Source organism: Polaromonas sp., assembly GCF_039932935.1.
Lineage (GTDB): Bacteria > Pseudomonadota > Gammaproteobacteria > Burkholderiales > Burkholderiaceae_C > Polaromonas.
The window spans coordinates 72394-87163 of sequence record NZ_JBDTPB010000145.1 but is presented as its reverse complement, the minus strand read 5'-3'; the positions used below and the strand labels follow the sequence as shown (position 1 = coordinate 87163).

General features: G+C 61.5%; 19 protein-coding genes and 1 pseudogene. 9 read left to right on the top strand and 11 right to left on the bottom strand.

The features are described from left to right. Positions 1-39: 39 nt before the first annotated feature. The 5 genes from ABI546_RS22135 to ABI546_RS22115 form a co-directional block, all read right to left on the bottom strand. Entirely contained in the window at positions 40-1167 is a 1128-nt protein-coding gene (locus ABI546_RS22135) for a glycosyltransferase family 1 protein (protein ID WP_348050307.1), read from the bottom strand. Continuing rightward, positions 1164-2150, bottom strand: a complete 987-nt coding sequence (locus ABI546_RS22130) for a UDP-2,3-diacylglucosamine diphosphatase (protein ID WP_348050305.1) — start codon at positions 2148-2150, stop codon at positions 1164-1166. The genes ABI546_RS22135 and ABI546_RS22130 overlap by 4 nt, the downstream gene beginning before the upstream one ends. Next, the gene (locus ABI546_RS22125) at positions 2150-3016 is read right to left on the bottom strand and encodes a GNAT family N-acyltransferase (protein ID WP_348050303.1); all 867 of its coding nucleotides are present in this window, start codon (positions 3014-3016) and stop codon (positions 2150-2152) included. Before ABI546_RS22125 ends, ABI546_RS22130 begins: the two co-directional genes overlap by 1 nt. Before the next feature lie 85 nt (positions 3017-3101). Then, entirely contained in the window at positions 3102-3362 is a 261-nt protein-coding gene (locus tag ABI546_RS22120; protein WP_348050301.1) for a hypothetical protein, read from the bottom strand. Positions 3363-3509: 147 nt separating this feature from the next. Beyond that, the gene (locus ABI546_RS22115; protein ID WP_348050299.1) at positions 3510-4364 is read right to left on the bottom strand and encodes a LysR family transcriptional regulator; all 855 of its coding nucleotides are present in this window, start codon (positions 4362-4364) and stop codon (positions 3510-3512) included. A 103-nt stretch (positions 4365-4467) separates the two neighbouring features. On the opposite strand from ABI546_RS22115, the gene ABI546_RS22110 reads away from it, so the two are divergent. Both ABI546_RS22110 and ABI546_RS22105 read left to right on the top strand, forming a co-directional pair. Beyond that, positions 4468-5511 (top strand): zinc-dependent alcohol dehydrogenase family protein, encoded by a 1044-nt coding sequence (locus ABI546_RS22110; protein ID WP_348050297.1) that lies wholly within the window; start codon positions 4468-4470, stop codon positions 5509-5511. A gap of 117 nt (positions 5512-5628) precedes the next feature. Continuing rightward, entirely contained in the window at positions 5629-5949 is a 321-nt protein-coding gene (locus tag ABI546_RS22105; RefSeq protein WP_348050295.1) for a plasmid stabilization protein, read from the top strand. Between the two features lie 403 nt (positions 5950-6352). Here the strand turns inward: ABI546_RS22105 and ABI546_RS22100 are convergent, their stop codons facing one another. Beyond that, on the bottom strand, positions 6353-6889 hold the full coding sequence (locus ABI546_RS22100; RefSeq protein WP_348050293.1) for a hypothetical protein: 537 nt from the start codon (positions 6887-6889) through the stop codon (positions 6353-6355). A 4-nt stretch (positions 6890-6893) separates the two neighbouring features. Continuing rightward, positions 6894-7328, bottom strand: coding sequence for an arsenate reductase (glutaredoxin) (gene arsC / locus ABI546_RS22095; protein WP_348050291.1), 435 nt, complete (start codon positions 7326-7328; stop codon positions 6894-6896). 64 nt (positions 7329-7392) lie between these two features. Here arsC and ABI546_RS22090 point away from each other — a divergent pair, with 64 nt between their 5' ends. From ABI546_RS22090 to ABI546_RS22060, 7 genes and pseudogenes are all read left to right on the top strand, one after another. Then, positions 7393-7755 (top strand): metalloregulator ArsR/SmtB family transcription factor, encoded by a 363-nt coding sequence (locus ABI546_RS22090; protein ID WP_348050289.1) that lies wholly within the window; start codon positions 7393-7395, stop codon positions 7753-7755. Between the two features lie 58 nt (positions 7756-7813). Then, positions 7814-8227, top strand: a pseudogene (locus ABI546_RS22085) (ArsI/CadI family heavy metal resistance metalloenzyme); the annotation flags it as partial. Between the two features lie 301 nt (positions 8228-8528). Beyond that, a complete protein-coding gene (locus ABI546_RS22080; protein ID WP_348050287.1) occupies positions 8529-9242 on the top strand; it encodes an MIP/aquaporin family protein in 714 nt (237 codons plus the stop codon). 49 nt (positions 9243-9291) lie between these two features. Then, on the top strand, positions 9292-10527 hold the full coding sequence (locus ABI546_RS22075) for an MFS transporter (RefSeq protein ID WP_348050285.1): 1236 nt from the start codon (positions 9292-9294) through the stop codon (positions 10525-10527). Between the two features lie 57 nt (positions 10528-10584). Then, positions 10585-10836: a hypothetical protein gene (locus ABI546_RS22070; RefSeq protein WP_348050283.1), complete on the top strand. Its 252-nt coding sequence runs from the start codon at positions 10585-10587 to the stop codon at positions 10834-10836. A 68-nt stretch (positions 10837-10904) separates the two neighbouring features. Continuing rightward, positions 10905-11522 (top strand): hypothetical protein, encoded by a 618-nt coding sequence (locus tag ABI546_RS22065; protein ID WP_348050281.1) that lies wholly within the window; start codon positions 10905-10907, stop codon positions 11520-11522. 42 nt (positions 11523-11564) lie between these two features. Continuing rightward, a complete protein-coding gene (locus ABI546_RS22060) occupies positions 11565-12473 on the top strand; it encodes a trypsin-like serine protease (protein ID WP_348050279.1) in 909 nt (302 codons plus the stop codon). A 47-nt stretch (positions 12474-12520) separates the two neighbouring features. Here the strand turns inward: ABI546_RS22060 and ABI546_RS22055 are convergent, their stop codons facing one another. From ABI546_RS22055 to ABI546_RS22040, 4 genes are all read right to left on the bottom strand, one after another. Beyond that, positions 12521-12706 carry a GNAT family N-acetyltransferase gene (locus ABI546_RS22055; protein WP_348050276.1) on the bottom strand — a complete coding sequence of 62 codons (186 nt, stop codon included), beginning with the start codon at positions 12704-12706 and terminating at the stop codon, positions 12521-12523. A 326-nt stretch (positions 12707-13032) separates the two neighbouring features. Further along, positions 13033-13263, bottom strand: a complete 231-nt coding sequence (locus tag ABI546_RS22050) for a hypothetical protein (RefSeq protein WP_348050274.1) — start codon at positions 13261-13263, stop codon at positions 13033-13035. Between the two features lie 423 nt (positions 13264-13686). Beyond that, the gene (locus ABI546_RS22045) at positions 13687-14145 is read right to left on the bottom strand and encodes a hypothetical protein (RefSeq protein ID WP_348050272.1); all 459 of its coding nucleotides are present in this window, start codon (positions 14143-14145) and stop codon (positions 13687-13689) included. Positions 14146-14220: 75 nt separating this feature from the next. Further along, positions 14221-14733, bottom strand: coding sequence for a GNAT family N-acetyltransferase (locus ABI546_RS22040; RefSeq protein WP_348050270.1), 513 nt, complete (start codon positions 14731-14733; stop codon positions 14221-14223). Positions 14734-14770: the final 37 nt, after the last annotated feature.

The window sequence follows — 14770 nt, the reverse complement described above, 5'->3', positions numbered from 1 at the left end:
GTAGGTGTCATTAAACGTAAGTCAGAGTGTTGACGGTTTTCATGACAGTGGCGTGACAGTACTTTTAACTGATGTTGCCCTCCTGTGAAGGGGCTGACAAGCACTGTCCTTGGCGCCATCAAGGTTGCCTTGTGCGTTGTTTTGCACGGCGTTGACGAGATAAGACGCAAAAAGCTGCGCTGCATGGCCCCAGCTGAAGTCCAGTGCACGCATGCGGGCCTCATGGCGCGGCACGGCCAGCGCGCTGTAACACGCCTGTTGCAAATCTTCATTCATGACACCACCGTGACAACTTCCGTCAGGCTTGCCAAGCACTTCCAGCGGACCATCAACGGGGTATGCCGCCACCGGCGTGCCTGTCGCCATGGATTCCAGCATCACCAGACCGAAGGTTTCCGAGCGGCTGGGAAACACGAACACGTCGGCGGCCGCATACACCTTGGCCAATTCGTCCCGGGGCAGCACGCCCATCCAACGCACTTGCGGGTAACGCTCTTTCAGCGAGGCCTCCAGCGGCCCCACGCCGCACACCACCTTGGTTCCGGGAATGTCCAGCTTCAGGAAGGCATCGATGTTTTTCTCGTACGACACCCGGCCCACAAACAACGAGACGGGGCGGGTCAAGGTGCCCATGGGCGGGTACAGACGCGGCTGCGCTTCAAAACCGAACAGCTGCGTATCCACGCCATGCGTCCAATTTCGCAGGTTGCGAAAACCCCGCTGCTCCAGCATGCGCAGCACGCCGTGGGTCGGCACCATCACACCCGACGATGGCTTGTGAAAATGGCGAAACAGGGCGTAACCCCATGAAAGCGGAATCTTCAGCGCCGCATGCAAGATTTCCGGGAATTTGGTGTGAAACGCTGTCGTGAAACGCAGGCCACGCGTGAGGCAATAGCCACGCGCTGCCCATCCCAGCGGGCCTTCAGTCGCAATGTGAATAGCCTCAGGCCCAAACGCGTCCAGTTTTTCCGTCAACCCGCGTTTGGGTCGGACTGCCAGGTCAATGCCCGCATACCCCGGGCACGGCCGCGTCTTGAAGAGGCCCGGGTGCACCACGTTCACCTCATGGCCCAGTGCTTCAAGCTCACGCACCAGTTCCACCAGCGTGGTGACGACGCCGTTGACTTGCGGCTGCCAGGCGTCAGTGATCAGGGCGACCTTCATGCTTGTACCTCGCCCCCACGGTTGCTCACTTCGTGTAGCGCCCTGCCCCCGGAGGGGGCCGCTGCGCCTGCGGCCTGGCCAAGCCAGTTCCGCGGCCCCGGCTCGAGCAGAGGAGAGTCTTCTCTGCTGCCAAGGTTTTGCAGCGGCTCGGTGCGACGGTTTTCGTTCGAAGGCGCCCAGTGCAGCAGTTCCAGCGTGCCGTCGTAGTTCTCTACCAGCGCAGTGCGGCTTTCTACCCAATCGCCGTCGTTGCAGTACAGCACGCCGTTGATGGTGCGCATCTCGGCGCGGTGGATATGCCCGCAGACCACGCCCTGGTGGCCGCGCCGGCGCGCTTCGTTGGCGACAGCCACTTCAAAATCGGTGACGTAGTTAAGTGCGCTCTTGACCTTTTGCTTCAGGTAGGCCGACAACGACCAGTACGGCAGCCCCATTCGCGCACGCAGGCTGTTCAGGTGACGGTTGAGTTTGAGCGTGAATTCATACAGGTTGTCGCCCACATAGGCGAGCCATTTGGCGCACTGCACCACCGCGTCGAAGTAGTCGCCGTGGATGATCCACAACTGGCGGCCGTCGGCGGTGGTGTGCACGGCTTCATCGATCACTTCGATGCCGCCGAACTGGTTACCAATAAATTCACGCGCAAACTCATCATGGTTGCCGGGCACATACACAATGCGGCAGCCTTTGCGGGCACGGCGCAGCAGCTTTTGCACCACGTCGTTGTGCGACTGCGGCCAGTACCAGCGCCGGCGCAGTTGCCAGCCGTCTACGATGTCGCCCACCAGATACAGGTTGTCGCTTGGATGGGCCTTGAGAAAATCCAGCAGCGCAGCCGCCTGGCAACCGGGCGTACCCAGGTGGATGTCAGAGATAAAAATGGTGCGGTAGCGCTTGCGCAGCGAATCGTCATCGTCGTGGTCGTCGCCACCGCCGCCGAATCCGTTGCCCAGCGCCCCCATGGCGTCAAACATGCTTCGCATCAGGCCTCCGATGGGTTGCCCGGCACCGGTTTGCCCGAGAAATGCTTCAGGTAGCGTGGCGGCAAATCGGCGATGCGCATCATCATGGGCAGGTCGGCCGAGTTGAAGTCCGGGTCCCAGGCCGGCGCGCCCAGCACCTTGGCACCCAGGCGCAAATAGCCTTTAATCAATGCGGGCGGCTCCACGTCCAGCGTGTCGTCCAGCCGCTCCACCGGCAACGCCAGGCGCGGCGTGACGCGGTATTCAATCGCGGCCAGATGCGTTTGCCGCACCTGGCGCCAGATGCTGGCGGCCGCATGGCCGCTGGACACCCCGTTGTGCTGCATCGGGATGCTGGCGCAGCCGATCATGGTGTCGAGCTGGTTGCGCGCCATGAACTCGGCCAGCGCACCCCACAGCGCCAGGATGACGCCGCCGTGCCGGTGGTCGGCATGCACGCAGCTGCGGCCCAGCTCGACCATGCGCTCGCGCAAGGCGCGCAGGCGGGTCAGGTCGAACTCGGTGTCGCTATAGGTGCTGCCCACGCGTTTGGCCTGGGTCGGCGTGAGTACGCGGTAGGTACCGATCACGTCCTGGCTGGCTTCGTCGCGCACCAGCAGGTGTTCGCAGTAGTCGTCAAACAAATCCACGTCGTGGCCGGGCAGCACTTTGGAAAGGTTCGCGCCCATCTCGAGCGCAAAGACCTGGTACCTCAGACGCTGCGCCTGCCGGACCTCGTCCTGGTGCCGGGCCCAGCTGACCGTGATTTTCCCCACGGCAGGCCTTTGAACAACGGCGGGAATGACAGCATGACCGCTTTGATGAAGTGACCCCCGTGGCATTGCGACTGGCGACAATGCAAAGGTGGGATTGGGCAGTTCTTTCATGGCTAACTCCTTGTTCCTTGTGTCTCAACAACTCGGCAAATTCAGATCGCGCTGTAAAAAAGCCCCAAAAAAGGGGCTTCGACTTTCAATCACCGGCGGCCAGCGAAACCGCCTTGTCACGTCGCCCCAAACCAGCAGCCAGCATGGGCCGCGCGTTTGACAAACCCTCCAGCCATGGCCGTGTACCCGCCTTGAAGCGCAAGCCGCCAGGGCTGTTTGCCAAGGCCTCTGCGGTGCAACGCAAAATGCGCAGGCACTGCTTGTTAAGGTCCTGAATGCCGGCGCTCAAACTGCGGCTGGCGGCGTTCGACTCCGGTCCCATCGGGTGCTCTGTCATGCTGGTCATGACGTGATTCTGGGAGTGGGGGGTGACGTGTTCGTGTCAGTTCAATGGCAGTTGTGTGACACGGGAAAATACGCGGCAGGCGTGGCGGTGCAACCACCGCAACCCGCGTGGCGCGGGATCGTCCTCGTACTTAACGGCCAGGCGCGGTCAGTCGGCCGGCACTGCCTCGACCGTGAATTCCAGAAGGCGGCGCAGGCGGGTCAAGCGCCGCAGGTCCTGGTGAAAGCCCACCCACACGTCGCGGCCGGGCGGCGCCTCTCCGAGGTCGGCGCGCACCAGGCCCGGCGCGCGGTCGCCGAGCTGCACGGGCAGCACGGCCCAACCGCGGCCAGCTACACACATCGCTGTCTGTACCTCGCGGTTGTTGCTGCGCATGACGGTGCGAGCGTTCGGCAGCAGGCGCTGGAGCCAGCGCACGTCGGGCATGGTGCTGAAGGCACTGTTCATCGTGATAAGCGGCGTGCCCTGCCCATCGCCCGCCCGCGGCTTCTCCAGCTGCGATGCGCCATACAACGCATAGTGGACGGTCGTGAGCCGCCGCTGCACCACGTCGGCCTCTTCGAACGGCCGGATGCGAAACACCAGGTCCGCTTCGCGGCGCGCCAGGCTCAGCAGCCGCGACTCGGTGATGAGATCAATGCTCACGCGTGGATGCTTCTCCTGGAAGCGCGCAAACACCGGCGCCAGCACATGCAGCCCGAACCAGTCCGATGCGGACACACGCAGCAGGCCCTCCAGCTCCGTTTCCCCGCCTTCCAGCGTTCGTTCAAACGCCAGCGCCTCCTGCTCCATGCGCTCGGCGGTGGACATGACGGAGGCGCCCTCGTCGGTCAGCGCAAAACCCTCGCTGCTGCGCTGGAACAGCGCCACCCCCAGCTTCTCTTCGAACGCTCGAAGGCGGCGTCCCATCGTCGGTTGCGTCTGGCCCAGCGCGTTTGCCGCACCGCCCAGCGAGCCTGCCCTGGCGATGGCCAAAAACACCTTGATGTCGTCCCAATCCATCCCGCCATCATACAAAAATGCATGGGTACCGTGCGGGTTTTGTAGTTCTCATTCAATTTCGTTTGAATCAAACTGAACTCCTCATTCATCCAAGGAGTTCAACATGACTGTTCTTGCTAACGTTCCTGCCAATGTTCCTGCGACTGTTCCGGCCACCATGCGAGCCATGACCGTCGAGGCCACGGGCGGCGATTTTGTATTGAAAAAACTGCCTGTGCCGGCGCCGCAAGCAGGCCAGGTGCTGGTGCGCATTGTGGCCAGCGGCGTCAACCCGCTGGACACCAAAATCCGCGCCGGCCAGGCCGCGCATGCACAACAGCCTTTGCCGGCCGGCCTTGGCCTGGACCTGGCCGGCGTGGTGGTCGCCGTGGGCACGGGCGTGAGCACCTTTCGGCCCGGCGATGAGGTCTACGGCGCGGCCGGCGGCGTGGGCGGGCTGCAAGGCACACTGGCTGAATACGCAGCGGTGGATGCGCGCCTCGTCGCGCTGAAGCCGCAAAACCTCACCATGCGCGAAGCGGCCGCCCTGCCCCTGGTCGCCATCACGGCCTGGGAAGGCCTGGTGGACCGCGCCAACGTCGCTCAAGGCGACAAGGTGCTGGTGCATGGCGGCGCAGGCGGCGTGGGGCATATCGCCGTGCAACTCGCGCGCGCCCGCGGCGCCCAGGTGTTCACCACCGTCGCCCAGGAACAGTTCGCCATCGCCGAACGCTTCGGGGCCGTGCCCATCGACTACCGCAGCAGCACCATCGAGGACTATGTCGCGCGCCACACCGGCGGCGCCGGCTTTGACGTCGTCTTCGACACGGTGGGTGGCGCCACGCTGGACGCCTCCTTCAGCGCCGCGCGGCATTATGGCGGCCATGTGCTCAGCATCCTCGGATGGGGCAGCCACAAACTCGCGCCGCTGTCCTTCCGCTCGGCGACTTATTCGGGCGTGTTCACTCTGTACCCGATGATTTCAGGCCAGGGCCGCGAGCATCACGGCGACATCCTGCGTGAGGCCGCAAAACTCGTGGAGGCCGGCCGGCTCATGCCCCTGCTCGACAGCCAGCGCTTTGACCTGGGCTCCGCGCTGGCCGCGCATCAGCGGGTGGAGTCCGGCGTTGCGCACGGCAAAGTGGTGGTGGATATCGCCGCAGGCTGAACACAGCGTAGGAGAGCGCCGACCTCTTCTTGGGAATGCCGCGTGCAAAAATGCGGCGCGGTGCGCGCTACTTTCAGGGCTCCAGCATCAAGGCTCGTGCAGCCAGAGAGAACCGACATGCCCAGAGGCGACAAATCCGCCTACAGCGACAAGCAAAAGCGCAAGGCCGAACACATTGAGGACGGCTATGAAGACCGTGGCGTTGGCAAGGAAGAAGCTGAACGCCGCGCCTGGGCCACCGTCAACAAGGAAACCGGCGGCGGCAAAAAGTCCGGCTCGGGACGTGGCAAGGCTGAAAACCATGCGCCATCCCGCAAGGGTGGAGAGCGCGGCGGCGCAGCGGCGGCTTCCCGCACTGCCGAAGAACGGTCGGCTTCCGCTAAAAAAGCGGCCGCCACCCGCAAGCGCAACGCCGCCCAACAAAAGCGCGGGGCGTGACGGGCCAGTCGGTCGGCGAATTGCCGCTCTGGCAAATCGACCCGATACGGGGTGCCTGCGTGCACACCCTGGCGCTACGTTTTTGATAGCTGCTTGCGCAAGCAGTTATTGGGCTGGAGGCCAATAACACCTAAAAAAATGCCCTGCAGAGCCTCGAAAACCGCGTGAAGCGAGAAAAAAAAGTCGATACAGCACTGAATATCAGCAGTTTTGACTCGTTTTTAGGCATTCAATCGCCTTCAAGCCCAATAAGGGCGAGCGCAAGCAGCTATATAAAAGATAGCAATCAAAATTTGGAGGCACGTCCGCCTGAGCCATTCCGGCGCATTTCCTCTGGCTACCGAGCAGCCACCATGCAAGGCCTTCAGACCCAGGTCACGTTGACGAAAGTCGAGCTATCAGCCTAAAGATAAGCATTGATCTCAGCCGCCATCCGACGCTCGCGCTCACGGCCCCAATAGATGAAATGTGGCGCCTCGATAATTTTCATGGGCCAGTCGACATGCATCTCCGTCACCGCCGTTACAGCGCTGGCGCCTGCACAGAGGGCAACCCTTGGTCGGACTGCCCGTAAGAGATACGCCAATACTTCGGTTGTGCGGTCTTTGACTGCGAGCTGGCCAAGGCGGGCGGTCTGTTTAGCGTGCGCGTTCAGCTCGATGACTTGGGCGTTCACCAACGGCAAGAAGCGTTCGATCGCGGCGCGCGACCGACCATAACCGCCGTGTTGTTGGCGGTATGCCTGCAACCAAGCTTCTTTGTCCACACCGTTCGCATCCGTCCAAGACGGCCAGAAAGGAGTCGCCGAGCCTGGATTTGCACCCACAAGCGCTACTTTGCAATCAAAAGGATTGCCACTACAGAGGAGCGGTCGGATGCCCGCTGCGTCGCCAACCATGCCCCTCAGATCGGACGAGAACGCTGCCAAGTCTTTTGTCATCGTGCTAGCGGCCGGCCACACGCTCTCCCCGTTCGTTGGTCACCTGCTCGCCATCCTCCTTGGCAAAGGCGCCGCGCTGCGGCAGCGGCAGGATGTCGAGCACGGCTTCCGACGGCCGGCACAGGCGTGTGCCCAAAGGCGTGACCACAATGGGCCGATTGATCAGGATGGGATGAGCTGCCATGGCGGCTATCAAGGCCTCGTCGCTCAGCGCGGGATCATCCAGCCCCAGCGCTTGATAGATCGCCTCTTTTTGCCGGATCACCTCGCGCACCGGCACGCCCATTTGGGCAATCAAGGCCTTCAGCGTGGCTGCTGTGGGCGGGGTTTCAAGGTATTTGACGACCTCGGGTTCGACGCCGGTATTGCGGATCAGCGCCAGCACATTGCGTGAAGTGCCGCATTGGGGGTTGTGGTAAATCGTGATGGCGGTCGGCATGCGTTGGGCTCCTGAAAAAATGGGCGGGGTTGCTTCGATTCAACAATTCAATTATATTTGAATTATGAAAGCATTAACCCAAAACCTCAATTTTCCACCGCTCGATGAGGGTGCCGCCGTGAAGGCGCTGGCAGCACTGGCTCAGGCCCAGCGCCTGCGTGCTTTCCGCGCCCTCGTCGTCGCCGGACCTGAGGGGCTGACGCCAGGGGCCATGGCCGATCAACTGGGCGTGGCGCCCAGCGCGCTGTCTTTTCACCTCAAAGAACTCTCGCACTCCGGCCTTGTCAGCAGCGAGGCACGCGGGCGCAACCTGATTTACCGCGCCAACTTCGGGCAAATGAACGCACTGCTGGGCTACTTGAGCGAGCACTGCTGCGAAGGCACAAGCTGCGAAGCCACCGCGCCCGCTGGCTGTGCCGCCTGCTGACACATCGACATCCGCCTCACCCCACCCCACCCCACCCACCACTCGCCCGGAGAACGCCATGAAACGCTTCCATGTTCACGTCCACGTGACAGACCTCGCCAAAAATATCGCCTTTTATTCGGCCATGTTTGAGCAACAGCCTGCGCGCACCGAAGCCGACTACGCCAAGTGGATGCTGAGCGATCCGCCCGTCAACTTCGCCATCTCCACACGTGGAAATGCAACGGGCGTAGATCATCTGGGCATTCAGGTCGACAAACCCGAAGAACTGGCCGCCCTGAAAGCCAGCGCCAGCCGTGCCGACATGGCCTTGCTCGATGAAGGCCCCACGACCTGCTGCTACGCCCGCAGCGACAAATACTGGGTGACCGACCCGCAAGGCATTGCCTGGGAACAGTTCCATACGCTGGACAGCATTCCGGTGTTCAGTGAGGCACAAGCGCCCGCACAGGCCGAGGCTTCGGCGTGCTGTGCCGCACCCGCCGCGGTCAAAGTGGCAGTGCCGCTTACCCCCGGCGCTGTCCGGCGCTTGGGCGCCGTGCTGCGGGATCCGCAAACCCTCGGCGTCCTTGCGTTGGGCGCGATGGTCATATTTGGCTTCATGGGCGTACGCAGCCTGCCGCTGATGGCCCAGCTACAGAATCGATCTGCGCCTGCGCTGGCAGATACCCGCGAAGCATCGTCACCGCTGGCAGCGGCCAGCGCCGGCACCACCCCCGCATGTTGCTGAGGCCCCCCGTGGTGATGCAACTGCTGACAAGCCTGGCGTGCGCATGAGCCAGGCGGAAGATTTCACGCCTGCGCAAGCAGGCAAGCCTCTGGCGCGGCAGCTCCTCGCGGAATTTGTAGGCACGGCCGCCCTGCTCTGCGCCGTCATCGGCTCGGGCATCATGGCCGAGCGCCTTTCGGCCGGCAACATGGGCGTCGCCTTGCTCGCCAACACCCTGGCCACCGTGTTTGCGCTCTACGTGTTGATCGAGCTGCTGGGCCCGGTCAGCGGCGCGCACTTCAACCCGCTTGTCACCCTTGTTTTGGCATTCAAAAGCCCTCCATCCCAGAAGGGACGAGCGCAAGCAGCTATTCTTTTCATAGCATGCCAGCTGCTGGGCGCCGTGGCGGGGGCGTGGCTGGCCAATGCCATGTTCGACATGAGCGTGCTGCAGTTCAGCGCCAAGGTGCGCAGCGGCTGGGGCCAATGGCTGGCTGAAGCCGTGGCCACCGCCGGGCTGATACTTGTCGTGCTGCGGGCTCCGGCCGCCAAGGCGGCTGGACTGGTGGCCTGCTATATCGGCGCGGCCTACTGGTTCACCGCCAGCACCTCGTTCGCCAACCCGGCTGCCGTGCTGGGGCGCATGCTCTCGGACAGCTTCGCCGGAATCGCGCCGGCAAGCGCCGCCGGCTTTGTGCTGGCCCAGACCGCGGGTGCGCTGATGGGCGTGCTACTGCACAGCGCATTGGGCGTGCGACAGGCGCAAACCCAAGGCTGATGCGGCAGAGCCGGCAGGCTGCCCGGCTTTTCTTGCTACTCTTGCTGCCGTGACTTCAACAAGCCGCGCCGCCACCATCGTCCAGCTGGGCATTGCCCAAACGCTGGCCTGGGCTTCCAGCTACTACCTGCCGGCCATCCTCGCGGCGCCGATGGCGCGAGATCTCGGCGTCAGCACTCCCACGGTATTTGCCGCCTTCTCGGCCGCGCTGGTGGTGTCCGCCCTGTTGGGGCCGGCTGCGGGCAAGACCATAGACCGGCACGGCGGCCGGCCGGTGCTGGCTGCCAACAGCGTGATCTTTGCCGCCGGGCTCGTCACGCTGGCGCTCGCGCAGGGGCCGGTCGGCTTGTTTGCCGGTTGGGTGATCCTGGGCGTGGCCATGGCGGCGGGCCTTTATGAAGCGGCCTTTGCCGCGCTGGTGCACCTGTACGGCAAAGACGCGCGCGGGGCCATCACCGGCATCACGCTGTTCGCCGGTTTTGCCAGCACCGTCGGTTGGCCCTTGTCGACCTGGCTCGAGCTGGAATGGGGTTGGCGCGCAACCTGCCTGGCCTGGGCAGCGCTGCATTTGCTGCTGGGCCTGCCACTGAATTGGCGGCTGCCGGCATCGCCCACGGCAGGCCTTCCCGCCGACGCTCACCCCAATGCGGGCCAGCCCGAAGTATCCGCACCGCCCGCTGAATCCACACCACCAGCCTCCGCCTCTTCCACTTCTTCCACCACCCGCACTGCATCCTTGCTGGCGCTGGTCTTTGCCGTCACGTGGTTCATCAGCACCGCCATGGCCGCGCACCTGCCCCGGCTGCTGCAGGCTCACGGCGTGCCACTGGCCACGGCCCTCGTTTTTGCCGGACTGGTTGGCCCCGCGCAGGTTGCCGGCCGGTTGCTCGAATACGGCCTGCTGCGCAACATCCACCCCCTGGTGTCGGCGCGGGTGGCCGGCAGCCTGCACACGCTGGGCGCAATGGTGTTCCTGTTTTTTGGGATCCCGGCAGGCGCGGTGTTCACGGTGCTGCACGGAGCCGGCAACGGCGTGCTGACGATTGCCAAAGGCACGCTGCCGCTGGTGCTGTTTGGCGTGCGCGACTACGGTGCCCGCCAGGGCCTGCTGATGGTTCCGGCCCGCTTTGCGCAGGCAACGGCGCCTTGGCTGTTTGGCCTGGCCATTGATCGCTTTGGCGCGAACGCGCTGTGGTTTTCAGCGGCGTTGGGCTTGGTGGCTTTTGCTGCGTTGATGCTGCTGCGTGATGCTTCCTCCAAAAGGCGTTCAGATGGTGGCCGATGATCTCCGCAGCGAACCTGATGGCGTCTATGCTGTGGCTTCCATAACAGGGGGAATCGCATGCAAATTGCTGGAGAAACTACGCAAGCCCGAAGCGGCAAGGTGATCAGCTATCGGGTTGAGTACGAACGAGACGGAACCACCGGCCGCTGGACTGGTCAAGTCCTGCTTCGACATGGGAAATGGTTTGACCTCAAAGGAGGCAACTTGATCGACGTAGGCCACGGCTCGATCGCGCCGGCAGTCATTCAGGCATTCCACGGCGAGCTGGAGTCTTTGGACTTTGAACAGCTCAATAGTCAAATGGGCTGAGAGAATGGGCCGCTGGCTCCCTGCGTTCAGCTGGAGTACTCTGAGGCCTTTGACTCAGGGGCGGAAGTATGGCTTACGAGATATTGGATACCTGCATGCTTGTGCCGGGAGTCAGCGCAGCAAATTGCGCTGGATGGGTACAGGCGTGGGGTTCGCTGATTGCTGTAGCCATAGCGATATGGATTCCGTTGGCTATTCGGCAGGCAGATCAGCTGGCCAGAAAAGCTGAAGCCGCTACAGCGGCGCGCCTCGTGGCGGAGGATGTCTATTTGATGCTCGAACCTGCCATCGGATACCTGAATTCCATTCGCGACGACCGCCAGGCAGTACCTGCGGGGGAGCACAGATCGGGAATGGCCGCCTTATACCTAAAGGTCATTAATGCAACTGCCCTCCCGACCGGCGGGCAGCTGTTGGCCTTGTCTGCACTTGATCCAGTCATAGCTCCAGCGCTCGCGCGGGCTAGCAGCTACGTTGTTCAGCTTCGCTCGATGCTGGGCGTTCTTGTCCTTCAAGATGAGATTGGCGCTCCGCCACTGGACGGACAGCTTAGGATTTTGACCATTTGCTGCACCCGAGGGGCTGATGCTTTCAACCAGGCCAGGCTTGTGCTCAAGGAAATTATTGGTCCGATAACGGATGCCGGCGAGGCGAGTGCAGTATCGGACCCCACACCTGGCGCCTAAAAAGGGATGGCGTCCGTTCATGCTGCGGGAGAAGCTTAAGCAATGGAGACTGAATTCGGTTTAGTGAGCGATACGAATGAGTTCGTGCCGGAGTACATGCCCGCCTTCATTCGCATAGATCGTGGAAATGGAGTTGACGATATTGAACGCGTCACTTGGGTGGGCACGGTGTTTGTTGTTGGGGTGCAGATGCTTTTTACTGCGAAGCATGTCGCAGAGCAGCTTTTACGCGATGATCCGGCCCTGAACCAAGGGGTTCCCAGTCGCGTGCACTACGCCGTCATTCAAGTCTTAAAGGGCCTGCAGCAGGCCGTACTGTGGCATGTCCATTCAATTGGCATGATTGATAACTGCGATATCGCCTTGCTTACGTTGGCCCCTGCACATGAAGGCGCCAACTACCTACACTGGAAAGGACTTCCTCTAACCTTTATTCCTCCTCGCGTGGGTGATCGTGTGTTTGGTAGTGGGATACACAAAATTCACATCAACAGTGCACGGCTAGAAGGTGATAATTTTTTTTGCGACATTGATGTGCAACGCGCTTTCTCAATAGGAGTCGTAAGGGACGTTCATTTCGAATGCAGAGATAAAGGTATGTATTCATTTCCCTGTATCCAAGTGAATGCACAGTTCGATGCCGGAATGAGCGGCGGATATGTACTTAACGAGCGCAACGAGGTCTGTGGAGTCATATCGGGCAGTTTGCCTGCATGTTCTCCAGACGAGGAACATGCCTCTTATGCGGCACTACTATGGCCTGTTGTTAGCCTGCCGGTTCCTCATCCTTGGATTGCAAACGCAAACCCTGATGCCAGCTATTCCTTATGGCACTACTATCAGCAAGAGCAAGTTAAACCCATTGGCTTGGAGCGAGTTAGCTACTCCAATAAATTGGAAGCCCATGGTTGTATTACCTCTACCTATACTGATCCGCCGACATCTTCTTGAGTACGCTTTCCGGGCGCATCACTCCGCCCACTTCTGAAAAAAGCGCGTCAGCCCCATCGCGGGGGTCTAGCTGCCCCCAAACCTATTCGTTCATAAAGCTTGATGGCGCCAACGTTGCCCTGCAAGGATTCCAGCGTCAGCTTGCAGGCGCCGCGTTTAAGCGCAATCGCTTCCACCAGTGCAAGCAACTTCTCGCCGATGCGCTGGCCGCAACGACTGGGCCGTGCGGACACGTCATGGATGTTGCCTAGCGGGCGGCAGGCGAAGGTGGAAAACCTTCAATACAGTTGATGAGACCAACAGCCCGCACACCGGTGAACGCAATCACGCTGAAGGCCTGCGGGCCTGCGGGCCTGCGGGCCTGCGGCGAGTCTTTTTGACGAAGTTGTCTTTGGCGAAATCACTGAGGGATGATCACCGCCTGCCGGGTCACGCGCGCACACATCAAGCAGGTCTACGAGCGCGGCAGCATGCACAGGGTCGGCGTAGTCGGCACGGCAGACGCGCATGGAGGAAGAGGATGGCATTCGGTCATCTGGCACAACTCAGGTCGATGCGATCACAAGCCGTTTTGCCGCCGGACCGCCATCGCCACAACCGCCACACCGGCAGCAACAATCAGCGCGTCCTCAATCAAACCGCTTCGGGTCTGGCCCATGCGTGCCATGGCGCGCTTGCGGCCTGCAAGCGTTATGTAGGCAAGCGGTACGGCGGTTGCAACCGCGGTTAAAGCGCCAGCCTGCTCGCGGCCACGGGGCGCCAATGCAGCGCCTGCGATGCCTGCGCTCATTACGCGCGCCAGGAGTCGCAAAAACCGTACGGTCAGGCGCGGTCTTCATCTTGTCACCGAACAGTTCACCCACACCCATGGCCAAGGCGCCGTTACTGAACAGCGGGCGATCCAGCAAGGCAAGCCGCCCCGGCGTGCGATGGCCTAACAGTCGTGCCACCGCGATGGTGGCCATTGGCGTCATGGAACGCGCACTGGCGACCGCGCCGATGAGGGCGGAGAAGATCAAACCGTCAAGTTTCATGTTCCATTCCGTGGCTAAGACTAAAAAGCCATCGTGCTTGGGCCGGCTTCCTGAAAGAAGGAGAAAAACAAGCGAACTGCCGTAAGAGCGAGCGAAGGTTCGTCTCCGCGAAGGTGAGTCTGTAGTCAGCGGAAAAAGAAGGCTGCTTGGGCTCTAAGCGGACATCGCGATAGCACGACCTAGCGAGCTTCGTAAGCATCAATAATGGAGTACAGCCGCTGAAGTTCAGTTTTGGATTCAGACTGCCCCTCAAGCACGTCTACCTCGTGGCGTATCCGATAGAACTCTGCTTCGGTCCGAATTTTTCCTCTTTCGATCACCTTTTGCAGTCGCTGCTGCTCCGTAGCCAGAAATTCCGGATACGCAAGTGACGTGGCGTCGCGCCACGCCTTGAAAACCAAAAGCCTCCACTCGGCACCCACTTCTTGAATCAGCTCTGGGGTTTCACGCCACCCTTGTTCCAAGCCTGCAGCGATTTGTGATGGGGTGGGCTTCGGGGTATTTTTTTGCGCGTTGGCTACAAACTCTCGGACACCCATGCTCATCTCGCATAGGTTCTTCACTTTGTCGTCTGGAACGGCGGCAATTGCCTGACCAAACCGCTCATATGCCTCACATAGCTTCTCGATTTTTGACATGGATTGAATGTCCGTTTTTCGCCGACGGAGGGATTTTATTGAGCCAGAAGGTCGCGATCGAGGTCCTAAGTACGCTCACTCCAGCCACTTCTGAAAAAACTGCGCCTGACCCATGGCCGGGTCCAGCTGGTAGCCGGCAAAACCGATACGTTCATAGAGCTTGATGGCGCTGCGGTTGCCTTGCAGCACCTCCAGTGTCAGCTTGCAGGCGCCGCGTGCGCGTGAAATTTCGTCTACCAGCGCGAGCATCTTCTCGCCGATACGCTGGCCACGGTGGCCGGGCAGCACGGCCACATCGTGGATGTTGACGAGCGGGCGGCAGGCGAAAGTGGAAAAACCTTCAATGCAGTTAATGAGGCCGACAGCCTCGTCGCCGATGAAAGCCAGCACGCTGAAGGCATGCGGGCGTGCGGCGAGTTCCTTGACGAGATGTGTCGTTGCGAAGTCGCTGAGCGGCTTGCCGCCGCCGGCCGGGTCTTGCGCATAGGCGTCGAGCAATTGCACAACAGCGGCTGCGTGCACCGGGTTGCCATAGTCGGCCCGGCAAACCTGCAGCGGACTGTGAGAAGGGTTGGAGGATTCGGTCACGCGATGCTCTTTTCAGGGACAACAATCGGCTGATTCT